This window comes from Janthinobacterium sp. BJB426 (assembly GCF_002735705.1).
GTDB lineage: Bacteria > Pseudomonadota > Gammaproteobacteria > Burkholderiales > Burkholderiaceae_D > Janthinobacterium.
This window is the reverse complement of sequence record NZ_PDZL01000011.1, coordinates 40,948-65,231: the sequence shown is the minus strand read 5'-3', so window position 1 is coordinate 65,231 and position 24,284 is coordinate 40,948. Positions and strand designations below refer to the sequence as shown.

Annotated in this window: 18 protein-coding genes; all 18 read right to left on the bottom strand. The window is 62.7% G+C overall.

Annotated elements, in window-relative coordinates; translation table 11 throughout:
* Positions 1 to 28: 28 nt before the first annotated feature.
* A complete protein-coding gene (locus CSQ93_RS17960; protein ID WP_099379207.1) occupies positions 29 to 664 on the bottom strand; it encodes an MlaC/ttg2D family ABC transporter substrate-binding protein in 636 nt (211 codons plus the stop codon).
* Positions 665 to 736: 72 nt separating this feature from the next.
* Positions 737 to 1,618 carry an MlaA family lipoprotein gene (locus CSQ93_RS17955; RefSeq protein ID WP_099379206.1) on the bottom strand — a complete coding sequence of 294 codons (882 nt, stop codon included), beginning with the start codon at positions 1,616 to 1,618 and terminating at the stop codon, positions 737 to 739.
* Positions 1,615 to 2,085 carry an outer membrane lipid asymmetry maintenance protein MlaD gene (gene mlaD, locus CSQ93_RS17950; protein ID WP_070219660.1) on the bottom strand — a complete coding sequence of 157 codons (471 nt, stop codon included), beginning with the start codon at positions 2,083 to 2,085 and terminating at the stop codon, positions 1,615 to 1,617. The genes CSQ93_RS17955 and mlaD overlap by 4 nt, the downstream gene beginning before the upstream one ends.
* Before the next feature lie 79 nt (positions 2,086 to 2,164).
* Positions 2,165 to 2,947 carry a lipid asymmetry maintenance ABC transporter permease subunit MlaE gene (gene mlaE, locus CSQ93_RS17945; RefSeq protein WP_034780952.1) on the bottom strand — a complete coding sequence of 261 codons (783 nt, stop codon included), beginning with the start codon at positions 2,945 to 2,947 and terminating at the stop codon, positions 2,165 to 2,167.
* A complete protein-coding gene (locus CSQ93_RS17940) occupies positions 2,944 to 3,753 on the bottom strand; it encodes an ABC transporter ATP-binding protein (protein WP_034781028.1) in 810 nt (269 codons plus the stop codon). Before CSQ93_RS17940 ends, mlaE begins: the two co-directional genes overlap by 4 nt.
* Before the next feature lie 260 nt (positions 3,754 to 4,013).
* Positions 4,014 to 5,477: a glutamate synthase subunit beta gene (locus CSQ93_RS17935; RefSeq protein ID WP_099379205.1), complete on the bottom strand. Its 1,464-nt coding sequence runs from the start codon at positions 5,475 to 5,477 to the stop codon at positions 4,014 to 4,016.
* 79 nt (positions 5,478 to 5,556) lie between these two features.
* The gene (locus CSQ93_RS17930) at positions 5,557 to 10,257 is read right to left on the bottom strand and encodes a glutamate synthase-related protein (RefSeq protein ID WP_099379204.1); all 4,701 of its coding nucleotides are present in this window, start codon (positions 10,255 to 10,257) and stop codon (positions 5,557 to 5,559) included.
* A gap of 194 nt (positions 10,258 to 10,451) precedes the next feature.
* Complete coding sequence (locus CSQ93_RS17925) at positions 10,452 to 11,159, bottom strand: transposase (protein ID WP_099379203.1); 708 nt, start codon at positions 11,157 to 11,159, stop codon at positions 10,452 to 10,454.
* Positions 11,160 to 11,312: 153 nt separating this feature from the next.
* Positions 11,313 to 11,993 carry a response regulator transcription factor gene (locus CSQ93_RS17920; protein WP_034780956.1) on the bottom strand — a complete coding sequence of 227 codons (681 nt, stop codon included), beginning with the start codon at positions 11,991 to 11,993 and terminating at the stop codon, positions 11,313 to 11,315.
* 138 nt (positions 11,994 to 12,131) lie between these two features.
* Positions 12,132 to 13,259 carry a PAS domain-containing sensor histidine kinase gene (locus tag CSQ93_RS17915; RefSeq protein WP_099379202.1) on the bottom strand — a complete coding sequence of 376 codons (1,128 nt, stop codon included), beginning with the start codon at positions 13,257 to 13,259 and terminating at the stop codon, positions 12,132 to 12,134.
* Positions 13,260 to 13,308: 49 nt separating this feature from the next.
* Entirely contained in the window at positions 13,309 to 16,413 is a 3,105-nt protein-coding gene (locus CSQ93_RS17910) for a DEAD/DEAH box helicase (RefSeq protein ID WP_099379201.1), read from the bottom strand.
* Between the two features lie 209 nt (positions 16,414 to 16,622).
* Entirely contained in the window at positions 16,623 to 17,111 is a 489-nt protein-coding gene (locus CSQ93_RS17905) for a YbjN domain-containing protein (RefSeq protein ID WP_233516233.1), read from the bottom strand.
* A gap of 27 nt (positions 17,112 to 17,138) precedes the next feature.
* A complete protein-coding gene (locus CSQ93_RS17900) occupies positions 17,139 to 17,822 on the bottom strand; it encodes a hypothetical protein (protein ID WP_099379199.1) in 684 nt (227 codons plus the stop codon).
* Positions 17,823 to 17,831: 9 nt separating this feature from the next.
* Positions 17,832 to 19,568: a putative porin gene (locus CSQ93_RS17895; protein WP_099379198.1), complete on the bottom strand. Its 1,737-nt coding sequence runs from the start codon at positions 19,566 to 19,568 to the stop codon at positions 17,832 to 17,834.
* A 36-nt stretch (positions 19,569 to 19,604) separates the two neighbouring features.
* On the bottom strand, positions 19,605 to 20,324 hold the full coding sequence (locus tag CSQ93_RS17890) for an energy transducer TonB family protein (protein WP_233516232.1): 720 nt from the start codon (positions 20,322 to 20,324) through the stop codon (positions 19,605 to 19,607).
* Positions 20,325 to 20,334: 10 nt separating this feature from the next.
* Positions 20,335 to 20,745, bottom strand: coding sequence for an ExbD/TolR family protein (locus CSQ93_RS17885; protein WP_034753784.1), 411 nt, complete (start codon positions 20,743 to 20,745; stop codon positions 20,335 to 20,337).
* 13 nt (positions 20,746 to 20,758) lie between these two features.
* The gene (locus CSQ93_RS17880) at positions 20,759 to 22,540 is read right to left on the bottom strand and encodes a DUF2341 domain-containing protein (RefSeq protein ID WP_099379197.1); all 1,782 of its coding nucleotides are present in this window, start codon (positions 22,538 to 22,540) and stop codon (positions 20,759 to 20,761) included.
* A gap of 56 nt (positions 22,541 to 22,596) precedes the next feature.
* On the bottom strand, positions 22,597 to 24,234 hold the full coding sequence (locus CSQ93_RS17875) for a ShlB/FhaC/HecB family hemolysin secretion/activation protein (RefSeq protein WP_199534447.1): 1,638 nt from the start codon (positions 24,232 to 24,234) through the stop codon (positions 22,597 to 22,599).
* Positions 24,235 to 24,284: the final 50 nt, after the last annotated feature.

The following is a 24,284-nucleotide window of genomic DNA, read 5'->3' as shown; positions in this document are numbered from 1 at the left end:
GCTGGGTCAGGAGCTATATGATAGCCGATTATTTGGCTTTGGCAGCGGGACGGCTGGCCAGGGCCTTGTTTTTCGCCGACAAGGTCTTGATCAGGCCATCGACGCCGCCCTTGCTGATCTCGCTGGCAAAGCTGCTTTTGTAGGTTTCCACCAGCCACGCGCCCAGCACGTTGATGTCATAGATCTTCCAGCCGGACGGGGTTTTCGCCACACGGTAGTTCAGGGGCACGGGTTCGCCGCGCGCCACGTTCACTTGCGAGCGCACTTCCACTTCCGTGTCGCTAGGGTCGGCGCGCAGCGGCTTGAATTCCACGGTTTCGTTCTTGATCTGCGACAGGGCGCCCGAATACGTGTAGATCAGCAAGGTGCGAAATTCCGCGGCCAGCTGCTTTTGCTGGTCGGGCGTGGCATCGCGCCAGTGGCGGCCGGCGGCCAGGGCCGTCATGCGCTGGAAATCCACGTACGGCAATATCTTGCTTTCCACCAATTCGGTGACGCGCTTGATATCGCCAGCCTGGATGGCCTTGTCGTTCTTGGCCGTGTCGATCACGTCCTGGCTGATGCGTTTGACCAATACGTCCGGCGCTTCCACGGCGGGGGCGGCCTGGGCGGCGGTGGCAAAGGCGATGGTGGCCATCGCCAGCAGTTGTTTCATCAATTTCATGGTTCTACCTTTCATGGTGTTGCTATGCACCGGCTGGCGTTGATCGCAGCCGTGGTGTTCCTGTAGCGGAGTTTACTCCTGCGGCTTGGTCTCGGCGGCAACGGTATTGCTACCAGATGTTACGAGGTCCGCGGGTGTCACAACCGCGGCGGCCGTGGCCGCAGGGACGTCGCTGGCCGGTTGCGGTTTTGCCTCGTACTCCGGCTCATAATCGCTGGTGTCGTTTTTTGGCACTTTGCGGTCGCGGCGATCCGTATCGCCATCGAAAACCTTGCTTTCGCGCGCCTGCAGGAAGCCGTCGCGGATGAATTCATAACGGTCCAGCGCGGCCGCTTCCATCAGGTTGGTCGCGTCGAGCAGCGCGGCGCGCTTGTCGACCACGCGCGTCACCGTGCCGATATTGCGCACATTGACCGGATCCTTGTAGCGCCATGGGTCGCCCGTGATATCGAGCGGCAGGGCCACCGTGTCGCGCACGGTCGATGGGCCCAGCAGCGGCAGCATCACGTACGGACCAGGCTGGACGCCATACCAGCCCAGGGTCTGGCCAAAATCTTCGTTATGCTTGGGAATGCCCGCCTGCGACGCGATGTCGATCAAGCCGAGGATACCGAAAGTCGAGTTCATGCTGACGCGCACGACGTCTTGCAAGCCCGCCTCGCCCTTGCCTTGCAGCAAATTGTTCACGGCGCTCCACACATCGGACAAGTTGCCGAAGAAGTTGCCCACGCCCGTTTGCACGAAAGATGGCGTGACCGTCTTGTAGGCCGTGGCGACCGGTTTCAGGGCCACCTGGTCGACGGTGTCGTTGAACTTGAACATGGCGCGGTTGTAACCCTCGAGCGGGTCGCGCGGATTGGTGCCGGTGGCGCAAGCGCTTACGCTGGCGGCGATGGCCAGGGCCAGGCCGATACGCGCCAGGCTGCCTTGGAATTGCTTGGTCGACTCGCTCATTTGCTGTCCTTTCCTTCCGCTGCCTTGCTGTAGATGAACTGATTGATCAGGTCTTCCAGCACTGTGGCCGATTGAGTACGGGCGATCTTGTCGCCCTCTGCCAGGTTCGCCAGATCGCCGCCTGCTTCCAGGCCGATATATTGCTCACCCAGCAAACCGGCCGTCAAAATCTTGGCCGAGCTGTCTTTCGGAAATTTATAGCCATCTTCGATGTCGAGTTTCACCAGCGCCTGGTAGGTCTTGTCGTCAAAGCGGATCTCCGCCACGCGCCCCACCACCACGCCGGCACCCTTGACGGGCGCCTGCGGCTTGAGGCCGCCAATATTGTCGAACTTGGCCGTAATGGTATACGTCTTGCTGAAAGACAGCGAGCTCATATTGCCGGCCTTAAGCGCCAAAAACATCAATGCCGCCACACCCAGCAAGACGAACAAGCCGACCCAGACATCCAAAGATTTACGTTGCATAAACAATCCTAAATAATTTTTACTTGCTGCCGCCTGCGCAACATCTTGCCCAGGCCCGCTGTTTGTCGCTGATCGGCAATTACTTGCTAAACATCAACGCCGTCATCATGAAATCGAGCCACCACACCATCAACGACGAGATGACCACCGTGCGCGTGGTGGCGCCAGAGACGTCTTCCGGCGTCGGCTGAGCCTGGTATCCCTGGAACAGCGCGATGAAGGTCACCGCAATACCGAACACCAGGCTCTTGATGGTGCCATTGCCCACTTCTTTCCAGACATCCACGCCGCCCTGCATCTGCGACCAGAACGAGCCTTCATCGACGCCGATCAGCACCACGCCGACCAGGTAGCTGCCGATGATGCCGACGGCCGTGAAGATGGCACCCAGGATCGGCATGGCGATCACGCCGGCCCAGAAACGGGGCGCCAGCACGCGCTGGATCGGGTTCACGGCCATCATTTCCATGGCCGACAATTGCTCGCCCGCCTTCATCAGGCCGATTTCCGCCGTCAGCGAGGTGCCCGCGCGGCCGGCAAACAGCAGCGCCGTGACGACCGGCCCCAGTTCGCGCGTCAGGGACAGCGCCACCAGCAAGCCCAGCGACTGTTCGGCGCCGTACGTGGTCAAGGTGTAATAGCCTTGCAAACCCAGCACCATGCCGACAAACAGGCCAGAGACGGCGGTAATCACCAGCGAGCGGTTACCGATAAAAAACAGTTGCTCAATCACCAGGCGCGGACGGCGCCACAGGCCGCCCGACGAGGCGATGATGATGAAAAACGACCGCACGGCGAAGCCGAGGTCTTGTACCGAATTGCGCAACCATGCTCCGATCGCCGCCAGGAAACGCGCGATCATCGGCCGCCCCCCGTCTGCAGGCCCAGGTCGTCGGCCAGCGACTTGCCCGGGTAATGGAACGGCACGGGACCATCGGCCTCGGCATTGACGAACTGCTTGACGTACGGATGCGTCGACACGGCCATCTCGGCCGGCGTGCCGTGCGCCACGATCTTGCCCGATGACAGAAAATAGACATAATCAGCGATGGCGAAACACTCCTTCACATCATGCGATACCAGGATAGACGTGGAGCCCAGCGCATCGTTCAGATTGCGGATCAAATTCGCCGTCACGCCCATGGAAATCGGATCCAGGCCGGCGAAGGGTTCGTCATACATGATCAGTTCGGGGTCGAGCGCGATGGCGCGCGCCAGCGCGACGCGGCGGCCCATGCCGCCCGAGATCTCGGCCGGCTTCAATTGCGCCGCATTGCGCAGTCCCACGGCGTGCAGCTTCATCAGCACCAGGGTGCGGATCAGCTCTTCATTCAAGTCCGTGTGTTCGCGCAGGGGGAACGCCACGTTTTCGAACGCCGTCAAATCCGTAAACAGGGCGCCGTGCTGGAACAGCATGCCCATCTTGCGGCGCAGCTGATATAGCTCGTCGGTCCCCAAGGTATGCACGATCTGGCCGTCCACATTCACGGAGCCGGAACTGGGGCGCAACTGCCCGCCGATCAGGCGCAGTACGGTCGTCTTGCCACTGCCGGAGCCACCCATGACGGCCACAACTTTTCCACGTGGGAAATCCATTTGAAGGCCCGATAAAATCGAACGTTCTCCATAGGCAAAGTGTAAATCACGGATCTCAACAAGATTTGGCACGACGAAGCTCACTATTTTAATGGCGTATTGTAGTGCAGAAACGCCAACCTCTGCTGAGACACCCCTAGGGACAGCCCCGTAAAGGGGAAGAATACAACACTAATGAATCGAAAGTCAGATATTGTAGTGGAAATTTGGCCCGCACATCGCGTCCCTGCCCGATCGCCTTCGCCGCTGTTGACTTGACAAGTAAAAATAACAAAGGCCACGTCGCGATCCGCGCCGTGGCCCTGGCAAAAAAACGAACAATTGCTCGTTAATTAGCGCGGCAGCAGGGATGCCCCCATCAGGAACTCATCGACGGCGCGCGCGCACTGGCGTCCTTCGCGGATGGCCCAGACCACCAGCGACTGGCCACGGCGCATGTCGCCGGCCGCAAACACCTTGGCCACCGACGTCTGGTAGCAGCCAACGCCGTCTGTTGTTGCCTTGACATTGCCGCGCGCATCCGTATCGACGCCGAACGCTTCCAGCACCTGTTGCACAGGGGAAACAAAACCCATGGCCAGGAAGACCAGGTCCGCTTTCATCTCGAATTCCGAGTTCGGCACTTCGCTCATCTTGCCGTCTTTCCATTCAACGCGGCAGGCGATCAGCTTTTCCACCTTGCCACCCTTGCCTTCGAAACGCTTGGTGGCCACGGCCCAGTCGCGCTCGCAGCCTTCCTCGTGCGAGGACGAGGTGCGCAGCTTGGTCGGCCAGTACGGCCAGACGAGCGGCTTGTTTTCCTGTTCCGGCGGCTGCGGCATCAGTTCGAACTGGGCCACCGAAGCGGCGCCATGGCGGTTCGAGGTGCCGACGCAGTCGGAACCCGTGTCACCGCCGCCGATCACCACCACGTGCTTGCCCGTGGCCTTGATCTGGTCCTTGAGCTTGTCGCCCGCGTTGACTTTGTTTTGCAGCGGCAAGAAATCCATGGCGAAATGCACGCCTTTCAGTTCGCGGCCCGGCACGGGCAAGTCGCGCGGCTGCTCGGCGCCGCCGGCCATGATGACGGCGTCAAATTCCTTTTCCAGGTCTTCCGGGAAAATGGTTTCCTTGGCCCAGTTGTTGACGTGGGCCGGGAAATCCTTGCCCACCAGCACGCTGGTGCGGAACACGACGCCTTCGGCTTCCATCTGTTTCACGCGCAGGTCGATGTGCGACTTTTCCATCTTGAAGTCGGGGATGCCATAACGCAACAAACCACCGACCCGGTCGCTCTTTTCAAACACGGTGACGGCATGGCCGGCGCGCGCCAGCTGCTGCGCCGCCGCCAGGCCGGCAGGACCGGAACCGACGATGGCCACTTTCTTGCCGGTACTGAAAGGGGCCGGCTGCGGCGTGACCCAGCCGTGTTCCCAGCCCATGTCGATGATCTTGTGTTCGATCGACTTGATGCCGACCGGATCTTCATGGATGCCCAGGGTACAGGCCGATTCGCACGGCGCCGGGCAGATGCGGCCCGTAAATTCCGGGAAGTTATTTGTCGAATGCAGGATGTCGAGCGCTTCGCGGTAGGCGCCGCGGTACACCAGGTCATTCCAGTCGGGAATGATGTTATTCACGGGACAACCCGTGGTGCAGAAGGGAATGCCGCAATCCATGCAGCGCGCGCCTTGCACGGTCGCTTGCGCGTCCGACAGGTGCAAGACGAATTCCTTGTAGTTCTTCAGGCGCGCGGCAGGCTCCAGATAGTGTTCGTCCTGGCGCTTGAATTCCATGAAGCCGGTAATTTTACCCACGATGTTTCCTTTGTATTTGGCTGGCGGGGAACGGCTGGGCCGCTCCCTGGTCATTCATTTGGCAATGAGCTTAGCTGGCTCAGGCGGCGACGGCTTGCACTTCCATGGCGGCGTCAGCTGCCATTTCAATCAGTGCGCGCTTGTATTCGTTCGGGAAGACTTTCACGAACTTGCCACGCGCCGCTGCCCAGTCGTCCAGCAAGACGCGGGCGCGCGTGCTGCCCGTGTGCTTGAAGTGACGCTCGATCAGGCGCTTGAGGATGACCTCGTCGGCTTCCGGCACGCCATCGCGGTGCTGCGTATGCCAGGCATCGCGGTCCAGGTGCTGTTCACCGGCAGAAACCACCTTGTCCAGGCTGACCATGGCCGTGTTGCACTTGCTGGCAAAGTCGCCCGCCGGGTCATACACATAGGCAATGCCGCCCGACATGCCGGCCGCGAAGTTGCGTCCCGTATTGCCCAGGACCACGACCGTGCCGCCCGTCATATATTCGCAGCCATGGTCGCCCAGGCCCTCGACCACCGTGGTGGCGCCCGAGTTGCGCACGGCAAAGCGTTCGCCGGCCACGCCATTGAAGAAGGCTTCGCCGGCGATGGCGCCGTACAGCACCGTGTTGCCGATGATGATGTTGTCCACGGCCCAGCCACGGAATTCCGTATTCGGCCGCACGATGATGCGTCCGCCCGACAAGCCTTTACCCACGTAGTCGTTACCTTCACCCACCAGGTCGATCGTAATGCCGTGCGCCAGGAAGGCGCAGGCCGACTGGCCCGCCGTGCCTTGCAATTGAATGTGGATGGTGTCGTCCGGCAAGCCGGCGTGACCGTATTTCTTCGCCACTTCGCCGGACAGCATGGTGCCCACCGTGCGGTTCAGGTTGCGCACGGGCGAGATGAAGGAGACGCGCTCGCCCTTTTCCAGCGCCGCGCGCGCTTGCGCGATCAGCTTGTGATCGAGCGCCTTTTCCAGCGCATGATCCTGGAACTCCACGTGGCGGCAGGCTTGGCCGTCCGGGGTTTCCGGCTTGTAGAAGATGGCCGAGAAGTCCAGCCCCTGCGCCTTCCAGTGCGAAATTGCCTTCGATTTGTCCAGCAAGTCGACGCGGCCGATCAGTTCATCGTACGTGCGGATGCCCAGCTGCGCCATCAACTGACGGGCTTCTTCGGCCACGAAGAAGAAATAATTGACGACATACTCAGGCTTGCCCGAGAACTTGGCGCGCAGCACCGGATCTTGCGTGGCCACGCCCACCGGGCACGTATTCAAGTGGCATTTGCGCATCATGATGCAGCCTTCGACCACCAGCGGCGCCGTGGCGAAACCGATCTCGTCGGCGCCCAACAGAGCGGCGATGACCACGTCGCGGCCCGTCTTCATCTGGCCGTCGGCCTGCACGCGGATACGGCTGCGCAAGCCGTTCAAGACCAGCGTTTGTTGCGTTTCGGCCAGACCCAACTCCCACGGCGTGCCCGCATGTTTCACGGACGACAGTGGCGAGGCGCCCGTGCCGCCGTCATGGCCGGCAACGACCACGTGGTCGGCTTTCGCCTTGGTGACACCGGCAGCCACCGTGCCGATACCCACTTCCGACACCAGCTTCACGGAGATCGAGGCGCGCGGATTGGCGTTCTTCAAGTCATGGATCAGCTGCGCCAGATCTTCGATCGAATAGATGTCATGGTGCGGCGGCGGCGAAATCAGGCCCACGCCCGGCACGGAAAAGCGCAGGCTGGCGATGTATTCAGACACTTTATGGCCAGGTAACTGGCCGCCTTCGCCCGGTTTCGCGCCCTGCGCCATCTTGATCTGGATCTGGTCGGCCGAGTTCAGGTAGGCGGCCGTGACGCCGAAACGTCCCGACGCCACCTGCTTGATGCGCGAGCGCATGGAATCGCCTTCCTGCAGCGGAATATCGACGACGATTTGTTCGGCGCCCACGACGGAGGCCATGGTGTCGCCCTGGCGGATCGGAATACCCTTCAATTCCTGCATGTAGCGGTTCGGATCTTCGCCGCCCTCGCCCGTGTTCGACTTGCCGCCGATGCGGTTCATGGCCACGGCCAGGGTGGCGTGCGCTTCCGTGCTGATGGAACCGAGCGACATGGCGCCCGTGGCGAAGCGCTTGACGATTTCCTTGGCCGGTTCCACTTCGTCGAGCGGGATGGCCTTGGTCGGGTCGAGCTTGAACTCGAACAGGCCGCGCAGGGTCAGATGGCGACGGCTCTGGTCGTTGATGATTTGCGCATATTCCTTGTAGCTGGAGAAATTGTTGCTACGCGTGGAATGCTGCAGCTTGGCAATTGCATCCGGCGTCCACATGTGGTCTTCGCCGCGCACGCGGAAGGCGTATTCGCCGCCCGCGTCGAGCTTGTCCGCCAGCACGGGATCGTTGCCGAAGGCCAGCGCGTGCAGGCGCAGCGCTTCTTCCGCCACTTCAAACACGCCGATGCCTTCCACGTTCGAGGCCGTGCCCTTGAAGTATTTGTCCACCAGCGACTTGTTCAAACCGATGGCTTCGAAGATTTGCGCGCCGCAGTACGACATATACGTGGAAATGCCCATCTTCGACATGACCTTCATCAAGCCCTTGCCGACCGCCTTGGTGTAGTTATAGATGGCTTTGTCGCCCGACAAGTCGCCCGGCAAGCCGTGCGCCATCTCGACCAGGGTTTCCATGGCCAGATACGGGTGGACGGCTTCCGCGCCGTAGCCGGCCAGCAGAGCGAAGTGGTGCGTTTCGCGGGCCGAGCCCGTTTCCACGACCAGGCCGGTGGAGGCGCGCAAGCCCTTGCTCACCAGGTGCTGGTGCACGGTCGAGGTGGCCAGCAGCGCAGGGATCGCCACCTGGTCGGCGCAAATGGCGCGATCCGAGACGATCAGGATGTTGTGGCCGGATTTCACGGCGTCGACGGCTTCCGCGCACAGCGAGGCCAGGCACGCTTCCACGCCTTCCTTGCCCCAGGCCAGCGGGTAGCAGATGTCCAGTTCGTAGGACTTGAACTTGCCGCCCGTGTGGGCGCTGATGTTGCGCAGACGGGCCATGTCGTCAAAGCCCAGCACGGGCTGCGCCACTTCCAGGCGCATCGGCGGGTTGACGTTGTTGGTATCGAGCAAGTTCGGTTTCGGACCGATGAAGGACACGAGCGACATCACCATCGCTTCGCGGATCGGATCGATCGGCGGATTCGTCACTTGCGCGAACAACTGCTTGAAGTAGTTATACAAAGGCTTCAATTTGTTCGACATGACGGCCAGCGGCGAGTCATTGCCCATCGAGCCCGTCGCCTCTTCGCCGGCCACGGCCATTGGCGCCATGAGGAATTTCAAGTCTTCCTGCGTGTAGCCGAACGCTTGCTGGCGATCGAGCAACGATGGCTGCTCTTTTTCGCCTTGCGCGCGGTCCAGCTTGGCTTGGCCTTCGGCCATCTTGATCTCGTCGAGCTTGATACGCACCGAGTTGATCCATGCCTTGTATGGCTTGGCGTTGGCGTAGGTGTTTTTCAGTTCCTGGTCGTCGATGATGCGGCCCGCTTCCAGGTCGATCAGGAACATCTTGCCAGGCTGCAAGCGCCATTTCTGGATGATTTTCGATTCCGGGATCGGCAGCACGCCCGATTCCGACGCCATCACCACCAGGTCGTCGTCCGTGACGATGTAGCGCGCGGGACGCAAGCCGTTGCGGTCCAGGGTGCCGCCGATGTGGCGGCCATCCGTAAACGCCATGGCGGCGGGGCCGTCCCACGGTTCCATCATGGCCGCGTGGTATTCATAGAAGGCGCGGCGGTTGTCGTCCATCGTCGTGTGGTTTTCCCACGCTTCCGGAATCATCATCATCATCGCCTGGGCGATCGGGTAGCCGGCCATCAGCAGCAGTTCCAGCGCATTGTCGAAGCACGCCGTATCGGACTGGCCTTCATAGATCAAGGGGAACAGCTTTTGCAGGTCGTCGCCCAGCACGGCCGACTTCATCACGCCTTCGCGCGCGCGCATCCAGTTGAAGTTGCCTTTCACCGTGTTGATTTCGCCGTTATGGGCGATCAAACGGTAGGGGTGGGCCAGCGGCCATTCCGGGAAAGTATTCGTCGAGAAACGCTGGTGCACGAGGGCCAGGGCCGAGATGCAGCGCGCATCCTGCAAGTCCTTGTAGTACACGCCCACCTGGTCGGCCAGCAGCAAGCCCTTGTACACAATGGTGCGCGCCGACATCGACGGCACGAAGAATTCCTTGCCGTGCAGCAGTTTCAAGGCCTGGATGGCGTGGCCCGACGATTTGCGGATTACATACAGTTTGCGCTCGAGCGCGTCGGTGACCATGATGTCCGGGCCGCGGCCGATGAAAATCTGGCGGATGACGGGTTCCTTGGCGCGCACGGTGGGCGACATCGGCATGTCCGTATCGATGGGCACGTTGCGCCAGCCCAGCACGACCTGTCCCTCGATGCGCACGGCGCGTTCGATTTCCTGTTCGCACGCGATGCGCGACGCATGTTCCTTCGGCAAGAAGACCATGCCCACGCCGTATTCGCCAGGCGGCGGCAATTCCACGCCCTGCTTGGCCATTTCTTCGCGGTAGTACTGGTCAGGAATCTGGATCAGGATGCCGGCGCCATCGCCCATCAGCGCATCGGCGCCCACGGCGCCCCGGTGATCGAGGTTTTTCAGTATCAGCAAACCCTGTTCGACGATCGAATGGGTCTTGTTGCCCTTGATATGGGCGACGAAACCGACGCCGCAGGCATCGTGTTCATTGGCTGGGTCGTACAGGCCTTGCGCTTTCATGGGCTTCTCCGCTGCATATGACTATCGAAAAACTAGAGTAGTGCAACGCAACAAAAAACTCAACCAGAATAATTAGGGTCGGAGTTGAATTAAATTCGATTCCGTCGCTCTAAAAATTTAATAGGGACATAGTCGCGGCAATTTCAATAAAAGATAAGAAAGGAACCATTTTCTGTTTTAAATGCGAATGGGTTTCAATTAATGTCCGCCTCGGCTACGATTTTGCGGGGACGGCCCCGCCTGGCCGGCAGCACTTGCCGCTGCATTTTCTGCTCCAGCGCCTGCTTGAACACGTCGGAACCGAGCGGCCAACCCTTTAATACAGCCTGTTCCACCACTTTCACCTGGCTGCTGCCCAGGCCTTGCTCGCACAGGTGCAGATACGCCGCCTCGCGGTCGAACGGCGTGTTTCCCAGCGCCCAGTACAGCGCATGGTCGGTGATGACGGGATCGGGACGCACGCCCGCATGGTGGGCATAGCTGGACCAGTTGTAATCGAGCGCCTGGCCCGCCAGGCCCGTTTGCACGGGTACGCATTCCAGGTAGCGGCAGCAAGTGAGGAAGAAATTGTCGGGATCGATGACGGAAGTTTTGTAGCGTCCCTGCCACAAGGCGCCTTCGCGGCCGTATTTCTGGTTGAAATACGGCACGTAATAGCGTCCCAACCACTGCATCAGCTGTCCCAGGCCCGTCGCATCGGCCGGCGTGGCCAGCAAATGTAGCTGATCAGGCAATAAAACATAGGCGTGGATGGCCACCTTGAACATTTTCGCCCCCGTTTTCAGCCAGGACAGGAATTGCGCGTAGTCAAGCGCATCCTGGAACACGGGCTGGCGGTTGCTGCCGCGCTGGATCACGTAATGGGGCAGTGCTGGAATGATGAGGCGGGGCAAACGGGCCATGGCAGAATCGGCAAAGATAGGCTAAGGCCTTGATTTTACACACTTACTGCACAAGGCGCGACTCTGACCCTGTTTTATTTGAAATACTAGGAAAACCGGTTGACTCTGTCCCTTTTATTGCGCCGACCACTTGCGCGCGGCGCAACAAGGTCATCAGGACAGGTTGAAACTGGCCGACAGGCTGTAGCCCTCGCCATACGCGCTGCGCAGCGGCAAGTCCTGGCCCAGGCCCGTCTTGGCTTTCTTGCGCAGGCGGTACACGAGCATGTCGACGCGGCGGCCCGCATCGGGATCTTCGCCGCCCATGCCGGCCACGATGACGTCGCGCGGCACGGGGCGGGTGTTGATGGTCAGCAGGTGCAGGAAGTTGAATTCCTTTTCCGTCAGGGCAATGACTGAACCCATCAATTCAAGTTGGCGGGCGCTTACTTTCAAGGTCCACTTGCCTGGCTCGGGCACGGGATCTTGCGGACCGACGCGACGGTCGAGCGCTTCGATGTGCGCAGCCAGTTCGGGGAATTTGATCGGCTTGGTGAGATAGTGGTCGGCGCCCAGGCGCAAGCCCAGGATGCGGCTGTCGAAAGCGACACGCCCCGTCAGCACCAGCACGCCGATTTGCGGATACAGCTGGCGCATGCGGGGGATGACGTTGAAGCCATCCTCATCGGGCAAGCCCAGGTCCAGCACGACCACGCCGACATTGCCATGGCTGAGCGCAGTCCACATGCCGCCAGCGGAGCTGGTGATATGGACTTCGTGTTCGAGCTCAACGAGGAACTCCGCCATGTCTTCGGCGTAGTCGAGATTGTCTTCGACGATCAGTATTTTCGTCATTGCTACGCCATTCTTCCGTTAGTGAGCACACCGAGGGCAAACCATGCCATGCACTTCTACACCATGATGGACGGCACAATAGGTTTACGTCAAGGAATTATCACGGTTGCCTTCAGCGGAAGCAAGGCTTTTCCTTGTCTAGACAGGAAGCGGCAGCCAAATCCGGAAAAGTGCCCCGCCTTCGGGCAGATTATGCCCCTGCAAACTCCCGCCATGCACGTCCACCACGGCGCGCGCCATGTACAGTCCCAGGCCCGCACCGGGATGCGTGGCATAGGTTCCACGGAAACCTTTCTCGAACAGCCGCACCAGTTCTTCTTCCCGCAAGCCAGGCCCCGCATCGCGCACGCACAGCGCCACGCCGCCCTCGGGCACCAGCCTGGCCGACAAGGCGATAGCGCTGCCCGGCGGGCTGAACTTGACGGCGTTGTCCAACAGGATTTTCAGGCACAGGGCCATGCCGGGCACGTCGCAGCGCAGCCGGGCCGGCAAGTCTTCGTCGAGTTCCAACTGCACGCGGTGGCTGGCCGGCACGGTGGCGGCCGCCTGCTGCAGCAAGGCCAGCGGCGCGATGCCGTCGGCGGCCCGCTCGCGGCCGATGGCCGCCATGCGTTCGGGTGACAGGTAGTCGTCGATCATGGACAACAAACGGTCGACGGCCATCTGGATTTTCACGTAGCGCTTGCGCGTGGCCTCGTCCGCTTGCGTGGAAGTCGAGACGAGCCGCTGGATGGCGCCGTCGATGGTGGCCAGCGGCGTGCGGAATTCATGCGACAGCATCGAGGCGAAGCGCTTCTGCTCCTTTTCCCGCTCGGCTTCCTGCGCCTGGATGGCGCTGACGTCGCGCACCGTGCCCGCCAAGGTCACGCCCCGCCCGGCCGCCGCGGGTACGATGCTCGAGCTGATTTCCAGCGCCAGCTGGTGGCCGTCGGCATGCGGCAATTCCACTTCACGCAACAGGGTCAAGCGGCTGGTATCGCCATCGCGCCAGCGCTGCAGCCGGGCCGGCACGTCTTGCGCCAGGCGCGCCGCGTGGCTCTGCAAGGCGGCCAGGTCATGGCCCGTCAGGCGCTGTGCGGCGGGGCTGATGTAGAGCAATTCGAGGGTGGTGGCGTCGAGCAGGAAAGCCGCGTCGCGGCCGTGCTCGGCCAGCAGGCGGAACTGCGCTTCGCCCGCCCGCGCGCGCAGCAGGGCGCGGCGCAACTGGACGAAACGCAGCGCCATGAGGATGACGCCGGCCAGCAGCAAAAGGAGAAAGGGCAGCATGCGGTATACCTGGCGAGAAAGAATCGCCAAGTATAAGCGCGCGGCGCCGTTAATCTTCCAGCGGGGCGAAAATCTGCTGCAAGTCTTCCTGCGTGAGAGCCATCTTCTGCGATTCGCCTTCGGCCAGGATCGATTGCGCCAGTTCCGATTTCTTTTGCTGCAGCAGCTGGATTTTTTCTTCCAAGGTGCCCTTCGCGATCAATTTGTAGACGAACACGGGCTTGTCCTGGCCGATGCGCCAGGCACGGTCCGTGGCCTGGTTTTCCGCCGCCGGATTCCACCACGGGTCGTAGTGGATGACCGTGTCGGCCGCCGTCAGGTTCAGACCCACGCCGCCCGCTTTCAGGCTGATCAGGAAGATCGGCACGGCGCCCTGCTGGAAGGCCGCCACTTGCGCGCCCCGGTCCTTGGTCTCGCCCGTCAGCAAGGCGTAGGGAATGTCGCGCGACTCGAGTTCTTCCTCGATCAATTCCAGCATGCTGGTAAATTGTGAGAACACAAGAATTTTGCGCCCTTCGTCGAGCAAGTCTTCCACCATCTGCATCAGGTCAAGCAGCTTGGCCGAACCGGCCGACTGCTTCTTCGCCGGCAAGGATTTCACCAGACGGGGATCGCAGCACACCTGGCGCAGTTTCAGCAGCGCTTCGAGGATGACGATCTGGCTGCGCGCCACGCCCTTCTTGTCGATTTCTTCGCGTACTTTTTGATCCATCGCAAGACGCACGGTTTCATACAGGTCGCGCTGCGGCCCCGTCAATTCCACCTTGCGCACCATTTCCGTCTTCGGCGGGAGCTCTTTGGCCACATTGTCCTTCGTGCGGCGCAGCAGGAAAGGCTTGATGCGGCGGTTCAACAGCATGCGGCGCAGCGGATCGTCCTGGCGCTCGATCGGATGGCGGAACTGGGTGTTGAACGTCTTCTCGTCGCCCAGCAAGCCCGGCAGCAGGAAGTGGAATTGCGACCACAGTTCACCCAGGTGATTTTCCAGCGGCGTGCCGGATAAACACAGGCGGTGGCGCGCGCGCAGCAGGCCCGCGCTTTGCGCCGCCTTGCTGCGCGTATTCTTGATGTAATGCGATTCGTCGAGGATGACCAGGTGGAAATCGTGCTCGCGCAAGGTTTCCTCATCGCGCGGCAACAGGGCGTAGGTGGTCAGCACCAGGTCGCATTGGTCGATCTGGTCGAATTGCTGGGCGCGGTCCTTGCCCTGCAGCAGCAGCACCTTCAGGCTGGGTGCAAATTTTGCCGCCTCGTCCTGCCAGTTGCCCATCAAACTCGTCGGTGCGATCACCAGCGCCGGATGCGTCAAACGGCCCGCTTCCTTTTCCACCAGGATATGCGCCAAGGTCTGCACGGTTTTACCGAGTCCCATGTCATCGGCCAGGATACCGGCCAGGTCGTGGTCGCGCAGGAATTGCATCCACGCCAGGCCATCGGCCTGGTAATCGCGCAAGGTCGCCTGCAAGCCGGCTGGGGCCGCCACTTTTTGCACGGAACCGAACTGACTCAGCTTGCGGCCCATGGCACGCAGCTGCTCGCCGCCCGTCCATTGCATCTCCAGGCCGCGCGCCAGCTCTTCCAGGCGTGCCGCGTCCAAGGTCGACATGCGCACCGCATGTTTGATCTTGTCGCTGAAATACAGTTCCCCCAGCGTGTTCAGGATGGGGCGCACACGGCCCCACGGCAGGGCCACGCGCGTGCCATCCGGCAAGGTCGCCAGCATCTGGTCATCGTCGGCATGCGCTTCGATGACTTTCGGGTTGAAATCGTTGGGCGCGTTGCGGATCAGCTGCACCAGCACGGGCAGCAGCGGCACTCTTTCGTGATTGACGACGATGCCCAGTTCCAGCTCGAACCAGGCGTTGCCACTGTCCGGATCCTGATCGTCGATGTCCGCGTACCAGTCGCCCACGTCGCTCACGTCGTAGCGGTACTTGGCCGTCTTTTCCACGATCCAGCCCTGCTTCCGCAAGGCGTCGATGCCGGACTCCGCAAAACGCAGCCATTCCGCCTGGGAAGGCAGTTGCAGGGCGCCCTTCAAGCCGCTCAAGGGCGCGGAGCCAGGCTTCTTGAATTGCAGCTCGGCCAGGGTGGCCAGCGCGCGCGCCTCGTCGACCGTATTTCTCTGGATAATTTCCGTCACCTCGCCCACTTGCCGCACCACGCGCTGCGACGGGTCGAACGAAACGCGTTCCCCATCGTAGTCGTAGGACAGCACGGCGAAGTCGCTCCAGCGCTGCGCGCTGCCATCGGCCAGCATGGCGCTATCGAGCAGCAAGACCGGTTGCGCCGGTACATCCTTGCGCAAGCGCTGCGGCAGCGGCTGCGGCAGCGGCATCAGATGCTGCAAGCCCTGCGCCAGCAGCAGTTGCGACACGCGCACCTTGTCGTTCGCGTTCAACGGCGGCGCCTGCGCCACCAGCGCCTGCAAGTCGGCCAGGGAAATATCGGAGCCGCCCTGGTTCAGTTCCAGCACGCCGCACGACAGGTTGTCGATGTACCACGGCGGATCGGTGGGCAGCATGTAGTCGATCTGATCAGCGCCATGATGCTTCGCGCCTTCCGGCGGGTCCACTTGCCAGCCCAGGCGCATGGTCTTGCCTTCGTCGCGCCAGAACAGGCGGGCGGGACGCACGGGACCTTCCTTCAACGGGTACACGAGACCATTGCCGACGTCGGCCCAAGAATTGGCCCACAACAGTTTATCTTGCTCGGCCAGCATTTTCAGCAGGGCCGCGCCCACCTTGCCCTTCGGCTCCGTGGCGCTGCCCGTCTGCGAATTTTGCCCGCTGCGCATGGCCACGAAGAAACGCACGAGGTCTTCGTCGGCCGGTGTCAGGAATGTGGGGGGCGCCGACAGCAGCGAAAAGATCTCGCTGATGGGACTGGCCGCCGCCACGTCGCCATTCGGCCGCAGCCGCGCCTTGTACAGGCACAGGGCCACGTGGCGGCCACCGCTGGTGGGCGCCAGCACGTAGATCAAGCGATGCGCGTTGAGTTTGGGGTCCGGCTCGGCAATCGTCAGCACGGCTTTCGGATGGGCGGCAGCCTCCACCCGCTGCAGCCAGGTGGCGACGGCATACGGCAAAGGCGCTCCCGGCGCACTGGCCGGGGCAACTGGGGTTTCACTGGTTTCGTCGCGGGTAAAATCCATGGGGCGCATTTTTGTGTAAAGGTCGTATCCAAATCGGCAACAGGCAATATTATCCGCCATACAGCCGTTGCTGGCTTGATTCACACACGCTCTTTGAGCAGTTTTAATGCGCGATGCCTAAAAAATAAGTATTTAATACGACACTTGGGACCCGCAGGCGGCAAAAAAGGCCCGTCACGGGCCTTTTTTCACCGCCATTGGCCCGCTTATCAGGCCGGCACAGTTTCTTCTTCTGCCACGCTGACGGCCTCGACTACCGGTGTGGTGCTCGTATCGGCCGGCGTAAAGTTGCGCAAAAACAAGAAGAACTGGCCCATCATCTGCGTCCACAGTTGCAGATTGATATTCAGGTACTCGCGGCTGACGCCACCGGCGACCAGCACATCCATTTCCAGCACGACGAAATCGCCATGCTGGGCCACGCGGGCAAAACGCTTGCTGCGGTGCCATTCGGCCAGCAAGCCGGACGGCAAGTCGCCGCCCTGCACGCGCAGCGGGCAGCTCAGGGTCAGATCCGCATACTGGCCAGGCGCTGCTTCATTGCCCCACAGCACCTGAAAGCCGATGCCATGGCTGGCGCTGTGCAGGCGCACGACGCCGTCGTGTTCGATGCTGGTCACGGCGCAGCCGGCCGCCTTGATGGCCTCGGCCGTTTGTTCCGCGTTCAGGGTGGTCAGCAAGTTGTTGGTGTGTTCCATCGTCATTCCATTCATTTCAAAATAAAATTATTGGGGGGCCGGCGCGGGCGCGGCCGGTGTTTCTGTTTGACGCGCATCAAAGCGGCCCTGATACAGCTGGTCGCCATACTGCTGGGCGATTTGCTCGAGTTTTACCCGGCTTTGCGCGGCGAACGGCTGGCGCGCCTGCATGACGTCCAGCACATTGAGACCCTCATACGCTTGCAGGATGTCCTGCCCGGCCGCATACAGCTGGGCATTCTTGCTTTCGCAGCGCGCCAGGGCGCCACGCTGGGACGTCACTTCGCCGTCGAGACGAGCACGCTCCGCTTCCAGCTGCTTGCCCGTGGCGGCCAGCTGCTCGCTGGCCTGGCGGTACTGCGCCAGGTTGGCCGTTGCCTCTTGCGCGGCGGTGGCGCTGCGCTGTTGCTGCTCGCCCAGTTTTTCCCGCTGCGCGCGCTCCTGCGCCAGTTGCGACTGGCTGCGCGCCAGCTCCTTTTTCAAGCCATCACTGGCAGGCGTAGCGGGCGCCGCCTTGGCGGCCGGTGCGCCCTTGGCTTTGAGCAATTCCAGCTCGCCGCGCGTCTGCTGCAATTGCGCCGTGACATTGCGCAACTCGGCGCGCAGGCGCTCTTCCATGCTCTGCCCCTTCTGTCCCTGCGCCTGGGCCGTGCCGGCGGCCAGCAAGCTCAGCAGCAGCAAAGGCAAGCGCATTTTGTTGTATGTCAACATCGTGGCTCCTTAAAAACGCGCGTTCAATTCGATTTGCAGGGTGTCGATCGACAGCGCCGAGCCGAACACTTCGCGGCTCGACGTCCAGCGGCCGTTCAGCCAGGTATTCTTGTCGAGCGCGTACGCGCCGCCCAGGTAGTAGCCGCGCGCGTTCGTGCCGCCCAGGTGGAAAGTGGAATCGTTGTAGGCGTCAGGCAAGGCATCCGGTTCGATGCGCTTGTAGCCAAGTAAAACATTCCAGTCGCCGCGCGCGGCCGGGCTGGCCTTGCCCAGGGTCGCCTGCAGCATGTAGGCATTGCCGCCGCTCCTGAAATCGGCTTGCGAGACACCGCCCGTGCCGCCGAAGTTATTCATGATGCCGCCCTTGGCGCGCGCCCACATTGCGTTCTTGTCGTAAGCCATGTTGCGCACATAATCGCCTTCGATGCGCAAGTCCGTGCCGCCGGCCACCTTGCTATCCCAGCGCGCATTCAGGTTGGCCAGGCGGAATTTCGAGGCCAGGCCCACGAATTGCGGCTGCGGCGTATTCGCCGGGTCCAGCGGATTCAAGGCGATATTGCGCAACAACATCAAGCTATTGCCCTTTTGCATGCTCGACGGACGCGACCAGTCCGTGCTGCAGCCATCGGCGCCCGCGTACAGGGCGCACGGCTGCGAATACTCGCCGCTGATGTTGCGGAAGTTGTAGTAGGCCAGCGCGCCGCGCAATTGATGGTCGCTATTGATCTTCCACGAAGCGCCCACTTGCGCACCGAGCAGCCACTTGTTTTCACTGGACATTTTTGCCTGGCTGCGGCTAGGCGCATTGTCGGACGAATACTCGAGCGGAATCAGGCCCAGGGTACCGAAAACGGTGACGTCCTTGCTGTCGCCGAGGGGTTGCTGCACCTTGGCGGCGATGCCGTCGAAATTGAGTTCGCTGGAAAACAGTTCGTCGCCGGACACGAACGGGTTATCGAAGCGGCCCGCCGTCAGTTTCAGCCAGGAAGCGGGCTGGTACGACAGCCAGGCCTGGTCCAGCCAGATGTTTTTCTTGCCCAGGCCGCCGCCGAGGGTTTGCGTGGTGGACACGGGGCTGTCGTCATTGCCGCTGGCCAGGCGGATGCCCGCTTGCGTGGTGTCGGAAATGTCGGCCAGGATGCCCAGGCGGGCGCGCGCGCGCAGCAAGTGCTTGCGGTCTTCGCGCGTGTTGAGCAGCGCCGGCAGGGCCAGGTTGGTGTTCGAATTGACGTCGTAGCCGCTGCCGCTGTTGAGCGAGCGCCAGTCGATCTCGATATTGCTGTTGGCCATGTCGTAGTAGCGCGATTCGTAACGCGCGCGCACATCCCCTTCCAGGCGGATGCGCTTGGTCCAGGCCGGCGTTTCATTCGGCGCCGCCCAGCCGCCCGCCTTCGCTTCAGCCATGACCTGGCCCTTGATCTCGTCGCGGATCTGCTCGCGCACGGTTTGCGAAATATACGGCACGCGCACGTCGCCCGCCTGTACCTGCGCCAGGGCCGCCGGCGCGGCGGACGGACGGGCTTGCGCCGCGGCCAGCGCTTCGCTCTGCGCCTGCGCCAGCAGCGCCTCGCCGGCATCCTTGTTCAGGGCGCCGCTCTGGATCAGGCCGCGGATCAGTTTGACCATGGTGCTGTCGGCAGGTGCCGTCTGCGCTTGTACCGCGCCTGCCGCCACGCTCAGGGCCAGGGCAGCCAGCGCCAGCGGAAGGCGGCGCAGGTGCTGTGAGGGAGAAAATAAGGAATTCATCGCTTCTTTCGGTAAATGAGGAATTGGTTCATGCGCTTACGGGCGCCGACCTTTAATGGAAACGCGGGCCGGAAAACGCAGGGACGCCGGTGGCCGCTCGTCGGCGCGGAAATCGCGCACCATGGCCAGCACTTGCTCATCCGTCTGCGCATTGCCTGTGCCTTGCACCAGCTGCACCTTCGTCGTCTTGCCTTCCGTATCGAGCCACAGGTCGACGCGGATGTCGGCAAACGCCAGCTGGCGCGTGCGCGGGTCGCGGGCAAAGGCCAGCTGCAGCGCGTTGGCTACATAGCGGCCATACGATCCCGCGCCGAGGCCGCCGCCACCGCCGCCGCCACCCGTCATGCCGCCGCCGCGCCCGGCCTGGATGCCGAAGGCGTCGCTGCCGGCCTGCGCCGCGCCGTCGATGGTGACGGGGTCGCCCTTGTCCGGCGACGGGCTTTCCGGCGCGTCATCCATGGGCTTGTCGGCCGGCGTCGGTTCCGGCTCCGACACTTCCGGCACCACCTTGTCCGGCGTCGGTTCCGGCAGTTTTTCCGGTTCCGGCGGCGGTGGCGGCGGTGGGGGCAGCATCAGCATGGGCGGGGCTGCCACTTCGCGCTTGGTGGCCGCCGTGTCCGACAGCAAATACCAGACCAGCGCGGCCAGCGCGCCGGCCAGCAGCGCGCCGCCGGCCACGCCGCCCCAGCGGCGCCACCACTGCGCCGCGCCCGACGGTTCCGAGGCGGCCATCTTCATCATGTCGTCACGCTTCACCTTGCGCTCCTCATGCCGGCTTGCCGGTCACCAGGCCCACCTGGTTCAGGTCTATGCGGCGCAGCAAGTCCAGCACTTCGACCACTTTCGCGTATTGCACGGCGGCATCGCCACGCACGATCACGGGGAAGTCGGGCGTCAAGGCCTTTTCCGTGCGCAGGCGCTCTTCCAGCTCGGGCAAGGTGACGGGATAGGCGTCGAGGAAGACCTGGCCCGCGTTGTCGATGGTGATGGCCTTGGTCTTCGGTTTTTCCAGCGCCATGGCCGAACTGGCCTTGGGCAGGTCGACCTTGATGCCGGGAATGCTGGCGTTGCTGGTCAAGATGAAGATCACCAGCACCACCAGCAGCACGTCGACGAAGGGCGTGATGTTGATGCCGCCGCTACGCTTGCGGGGGGTAAACTTGGCGGAGGTGGCCATGGTTATGCGCCCCTCACGCCTGTTGCAGCACGGGACGCATCTGGCGTCCGTCGCCCTGCTCTTCAGCCAGGCGCGTGGCGAATTCATCGACGAAGACGGCCATATCGGCGACGATGGCGTCCGAACGCGAGGACAGCCAGTTGTAGCCGAACAGCGCGGGAATCGCCACACCCAGGCCGGCAGCAGTACATAGCAGCGCTGCCGCCATGCCCGGCGCCACCGAGTTGATATCCACGGCACCGGCCATGGCCGCCACGACGAACACCAGCATGATGCCGATCACGGTGCCGAACAGGCCGACGTACGGCGCGCCTTCGATGGTGGTCGACAACCAGATCATGCGTTTCGACATGCGTTCGCTTTCGCGCACCATCACGCCATCCATGGCGGCGCGGATGGCGCCGATGGTCGCATTCGAGACGGCGTTCAAGTCGTAGCCGCGGTCATGGCGGCGGCGCATCTCGTCGATGGCCACGTCATACAAACGCCACAGCGAGGAATCCGTCTTCACGGAAGCGCTCAGCTTGCCGTTGCGCGCCAGGTGGTCCAGCGGCGCGCCGGCCGCTTCGTGGAACGACTGCATGAATTGCGCATTGGCGCGCGAAATGGCGCCATAGCTGCGGCCCTTGCCGATCATGATGATCCACGACAAGACCATCATCAGGCCCAGCACGCCGACGACGATCCACGCGTCGAGCGGCATGGCGGCGATGATGAAGCCGAAATGGCTCTTGCCCGCTTGCTGTTCATCGGCGCCAAACACGGCCAGGCGCGATTCGGAACCTTGCGAAACGGCATCGGCCAGCAGCAGGGCGTCGGCGCGGGCCGTGCGCGACAGGCGCAGCTCGTCGATGGCGCCCGTGAAATTGTTCAGGGTGGAAGTACCGGCAGCGACCGGCGGCGCATCGGCGCCCACCGAGGCGGCCGTGGTGAACGCTGGCAGCGCGGTGGCCAGCGACACGGCCGGACGGCCGCCCACGTACAGGGCCACGTTGTTCTTGTCGGCCTTGACGGCCAGGTGCGACCATTGCGCGGCCTGGATCGGCTGGCCGGGCTTGCTGCGCTGGCCATTCACCTGCACGAAAGGCACACCCTGGTCCACGCCGATCAGCAATTCATTGGCGCCATCGCGGCGTGCATACAGCACTTGCTGCGGGCCCAGGTTATCGGGACGTACCCAGGCGGAAAAGGTGAACGGCGCACCGGCGGCCAGCGCCAGCGAAGGCGAGGCAGGCAGCATCAGAGGTGCCGTGCCCAGGCGGGCGCCCGCGCCGATGACGGAACCATCGAGCGCCGGCACGGCCGTCTGGGCATGGTTGCCGTAGGCAGTGCTGTCGCGCGAAGGCACGCCAGGCTCGGTGAAGTGGTACACCAGGCTGTAATCGGGGTCGAAAGTGCGCTGGCCATTGCCGGAAGCGGGCGCCTTCGGATTGCCGTAATACATCCACAGCTGCTGCGGCGTGCCCGCCGTCAGGGCCGGCACGTCGACCCAGATCAGGGCGATGCCCAGCAGCGGGTTGAACTGTTCGATCTGGTGGTTCAGCACCGTTTTATCGTCGCCCGCCACGAAGCGCAGGTCGGCGCCGTTGTCGCTGACGCCTTCAAAGTTGAAATTACCCGAATGCAAGCGCAGCAGCACGGGAATGCGGCCGGGATCGCCGCCCACGGCGCCCGCCTTCGGACCGGCGTCGACGGTGACGGGTTTGCGGTAAGCCCAGTCGGGCTGCCACCAGGCATGCGCCAGGCCGGGAACGAGCGTGCCCAGGATCGTGAGCAGAAAAAGAAAACGTTGCATGACAGTGATTCTCCGAAGAAAAGTCTAAAAAAGTGCAGTGCTGGTGAGCTGGCCCGTCAGTAGCTGGCCGACAGGTTGAAATTGATGCGGCGCACGTGTTTGTGCGTGCGCGGGCCATCGCGCAGCGGGTAAGCAAAATCGATACGGCCATTCAGGTAGCGCAGGAACTGGAAGCTGCTGCCCACGCCCACGGAGGCCAGGCCGAACAGGTCTTTCTGCTCGATCATCGGATCGCGCAGGCGCAGGCGCGCACCATCGGCAAAGGCAAACAAACGCCAGTTTTCCAGGCGGCTGAAATACGTCAGCTGGGGCGTGCGCCATTCGACCGTGCCCGACACGCCGTAGTCGCCCGTCGCTTCGGCCGACAGGTAGCCGCGCACGGAATTGGCGCCGCCGGCGGCCATCTGTTCGCCCGACACGAGCGCCGCATCGGCCAGCTGGCCCGACATGCGGCCATGCAGCTGTGCGCCGCTGCCCAGGGTAGTGGTGGCGTTGGCGTCGCCCTTCAGGACGAGGAAGCTGGGTGTAGCCTTGTAGCGCTTGTTGTCGTAGGCGGCGCTGTTGCTGCCGTAGCCGAACGCGGCGCGCGTACCGGCCACCAGCGACAGGCCCAGGCCGTACGTTGCCGCGTCCGTCTGCGCAAAACCGTTGTAGGCCACGCTGAGCGGCACATACTTCAATGGAATGCTCGAGCCGGCGCCATTCAGCTGCAGCGCTTCCTGGTTATCCTTGAAATCGATGCCGGCGCTAAAGCTGTGCCACCAGACGCCGCTGTTGGGCACCGTGTAGTTGACTTTCATGCCCAGCGCGTGGCCCTTGCCCAGCACGCTGGTGCCGCCCGTGCTGGCCACATTGCTGTTCGACTGGTAGCCCGTCGCTTCCAGGCTCCAGCCCTGCGTGCCGATCGGCGCCACGTACGAGGCGGACCACACCTTGGTCTGGTTCAGGTCGCCCGGCGTGCCGAAAAAGCTGATGGTGGCGCTATGCCCCATCTGCCACAGGTTGTCGTGGCCGACCGACATGCTTGTGCGCAACTTTTTCGTATCGGCGCTGTAATCGTTATTCAAGCCGACGCTGGCGCGCCACGGGCTGCTGTCCTCGACTTTCAAGTCCACATCCATGGTGCCGGGCAGGCTGCCCTGCTTGACCAGCGGCATCACCTGGCGCTTGGGACCGAGGTTCAGGGCCGTCAGTTCCACTTGCGCCTGGGTAAAGTCGGGCACCTTGCCTTCCGTCAGGGCCGGCACTTGCTGGCGCACGTCGAGCGGCGAGTTGTATTGCGCACCGACCACGCGCAAGCGTCCCACCTTCGTTTCGCTCACCTGCAGCACCACCACGCCCTGCTCCACCTGCTGCTCCGGCAAGTCCACGTAGACGGACTGGTAGCCGCGGGCCTGGTAGGCGGCAACGAGGGCGTCGCGCGCCCCTTCCACGTCCTTCAGGGTGCGGCCCGGCCCCAGGAAGGGCGTGACCGCCTCTTCGATGGCGCGCGCATCGAGCACGGTATTGCCGCGCACCAGGTATTCCTCGATCGTCACCTGCCGTTCCGGCGCGGCCACGGGAGCGGCTGCCGGCACCGCGTCCTGCGCGCGCGCCATGCCGGGCAGCGCCAGCATGGCCAGGCACAGCATCGTCAAGGCGGTCGCGGGTGCCGCGGGTGCTGCCCCCTTGCCCTGTTTTTTCATCTCACGCATCTTCCATTCACCTTAAAATCAAACGGTTGCCCTGTGTTGCGGCGCTGGGC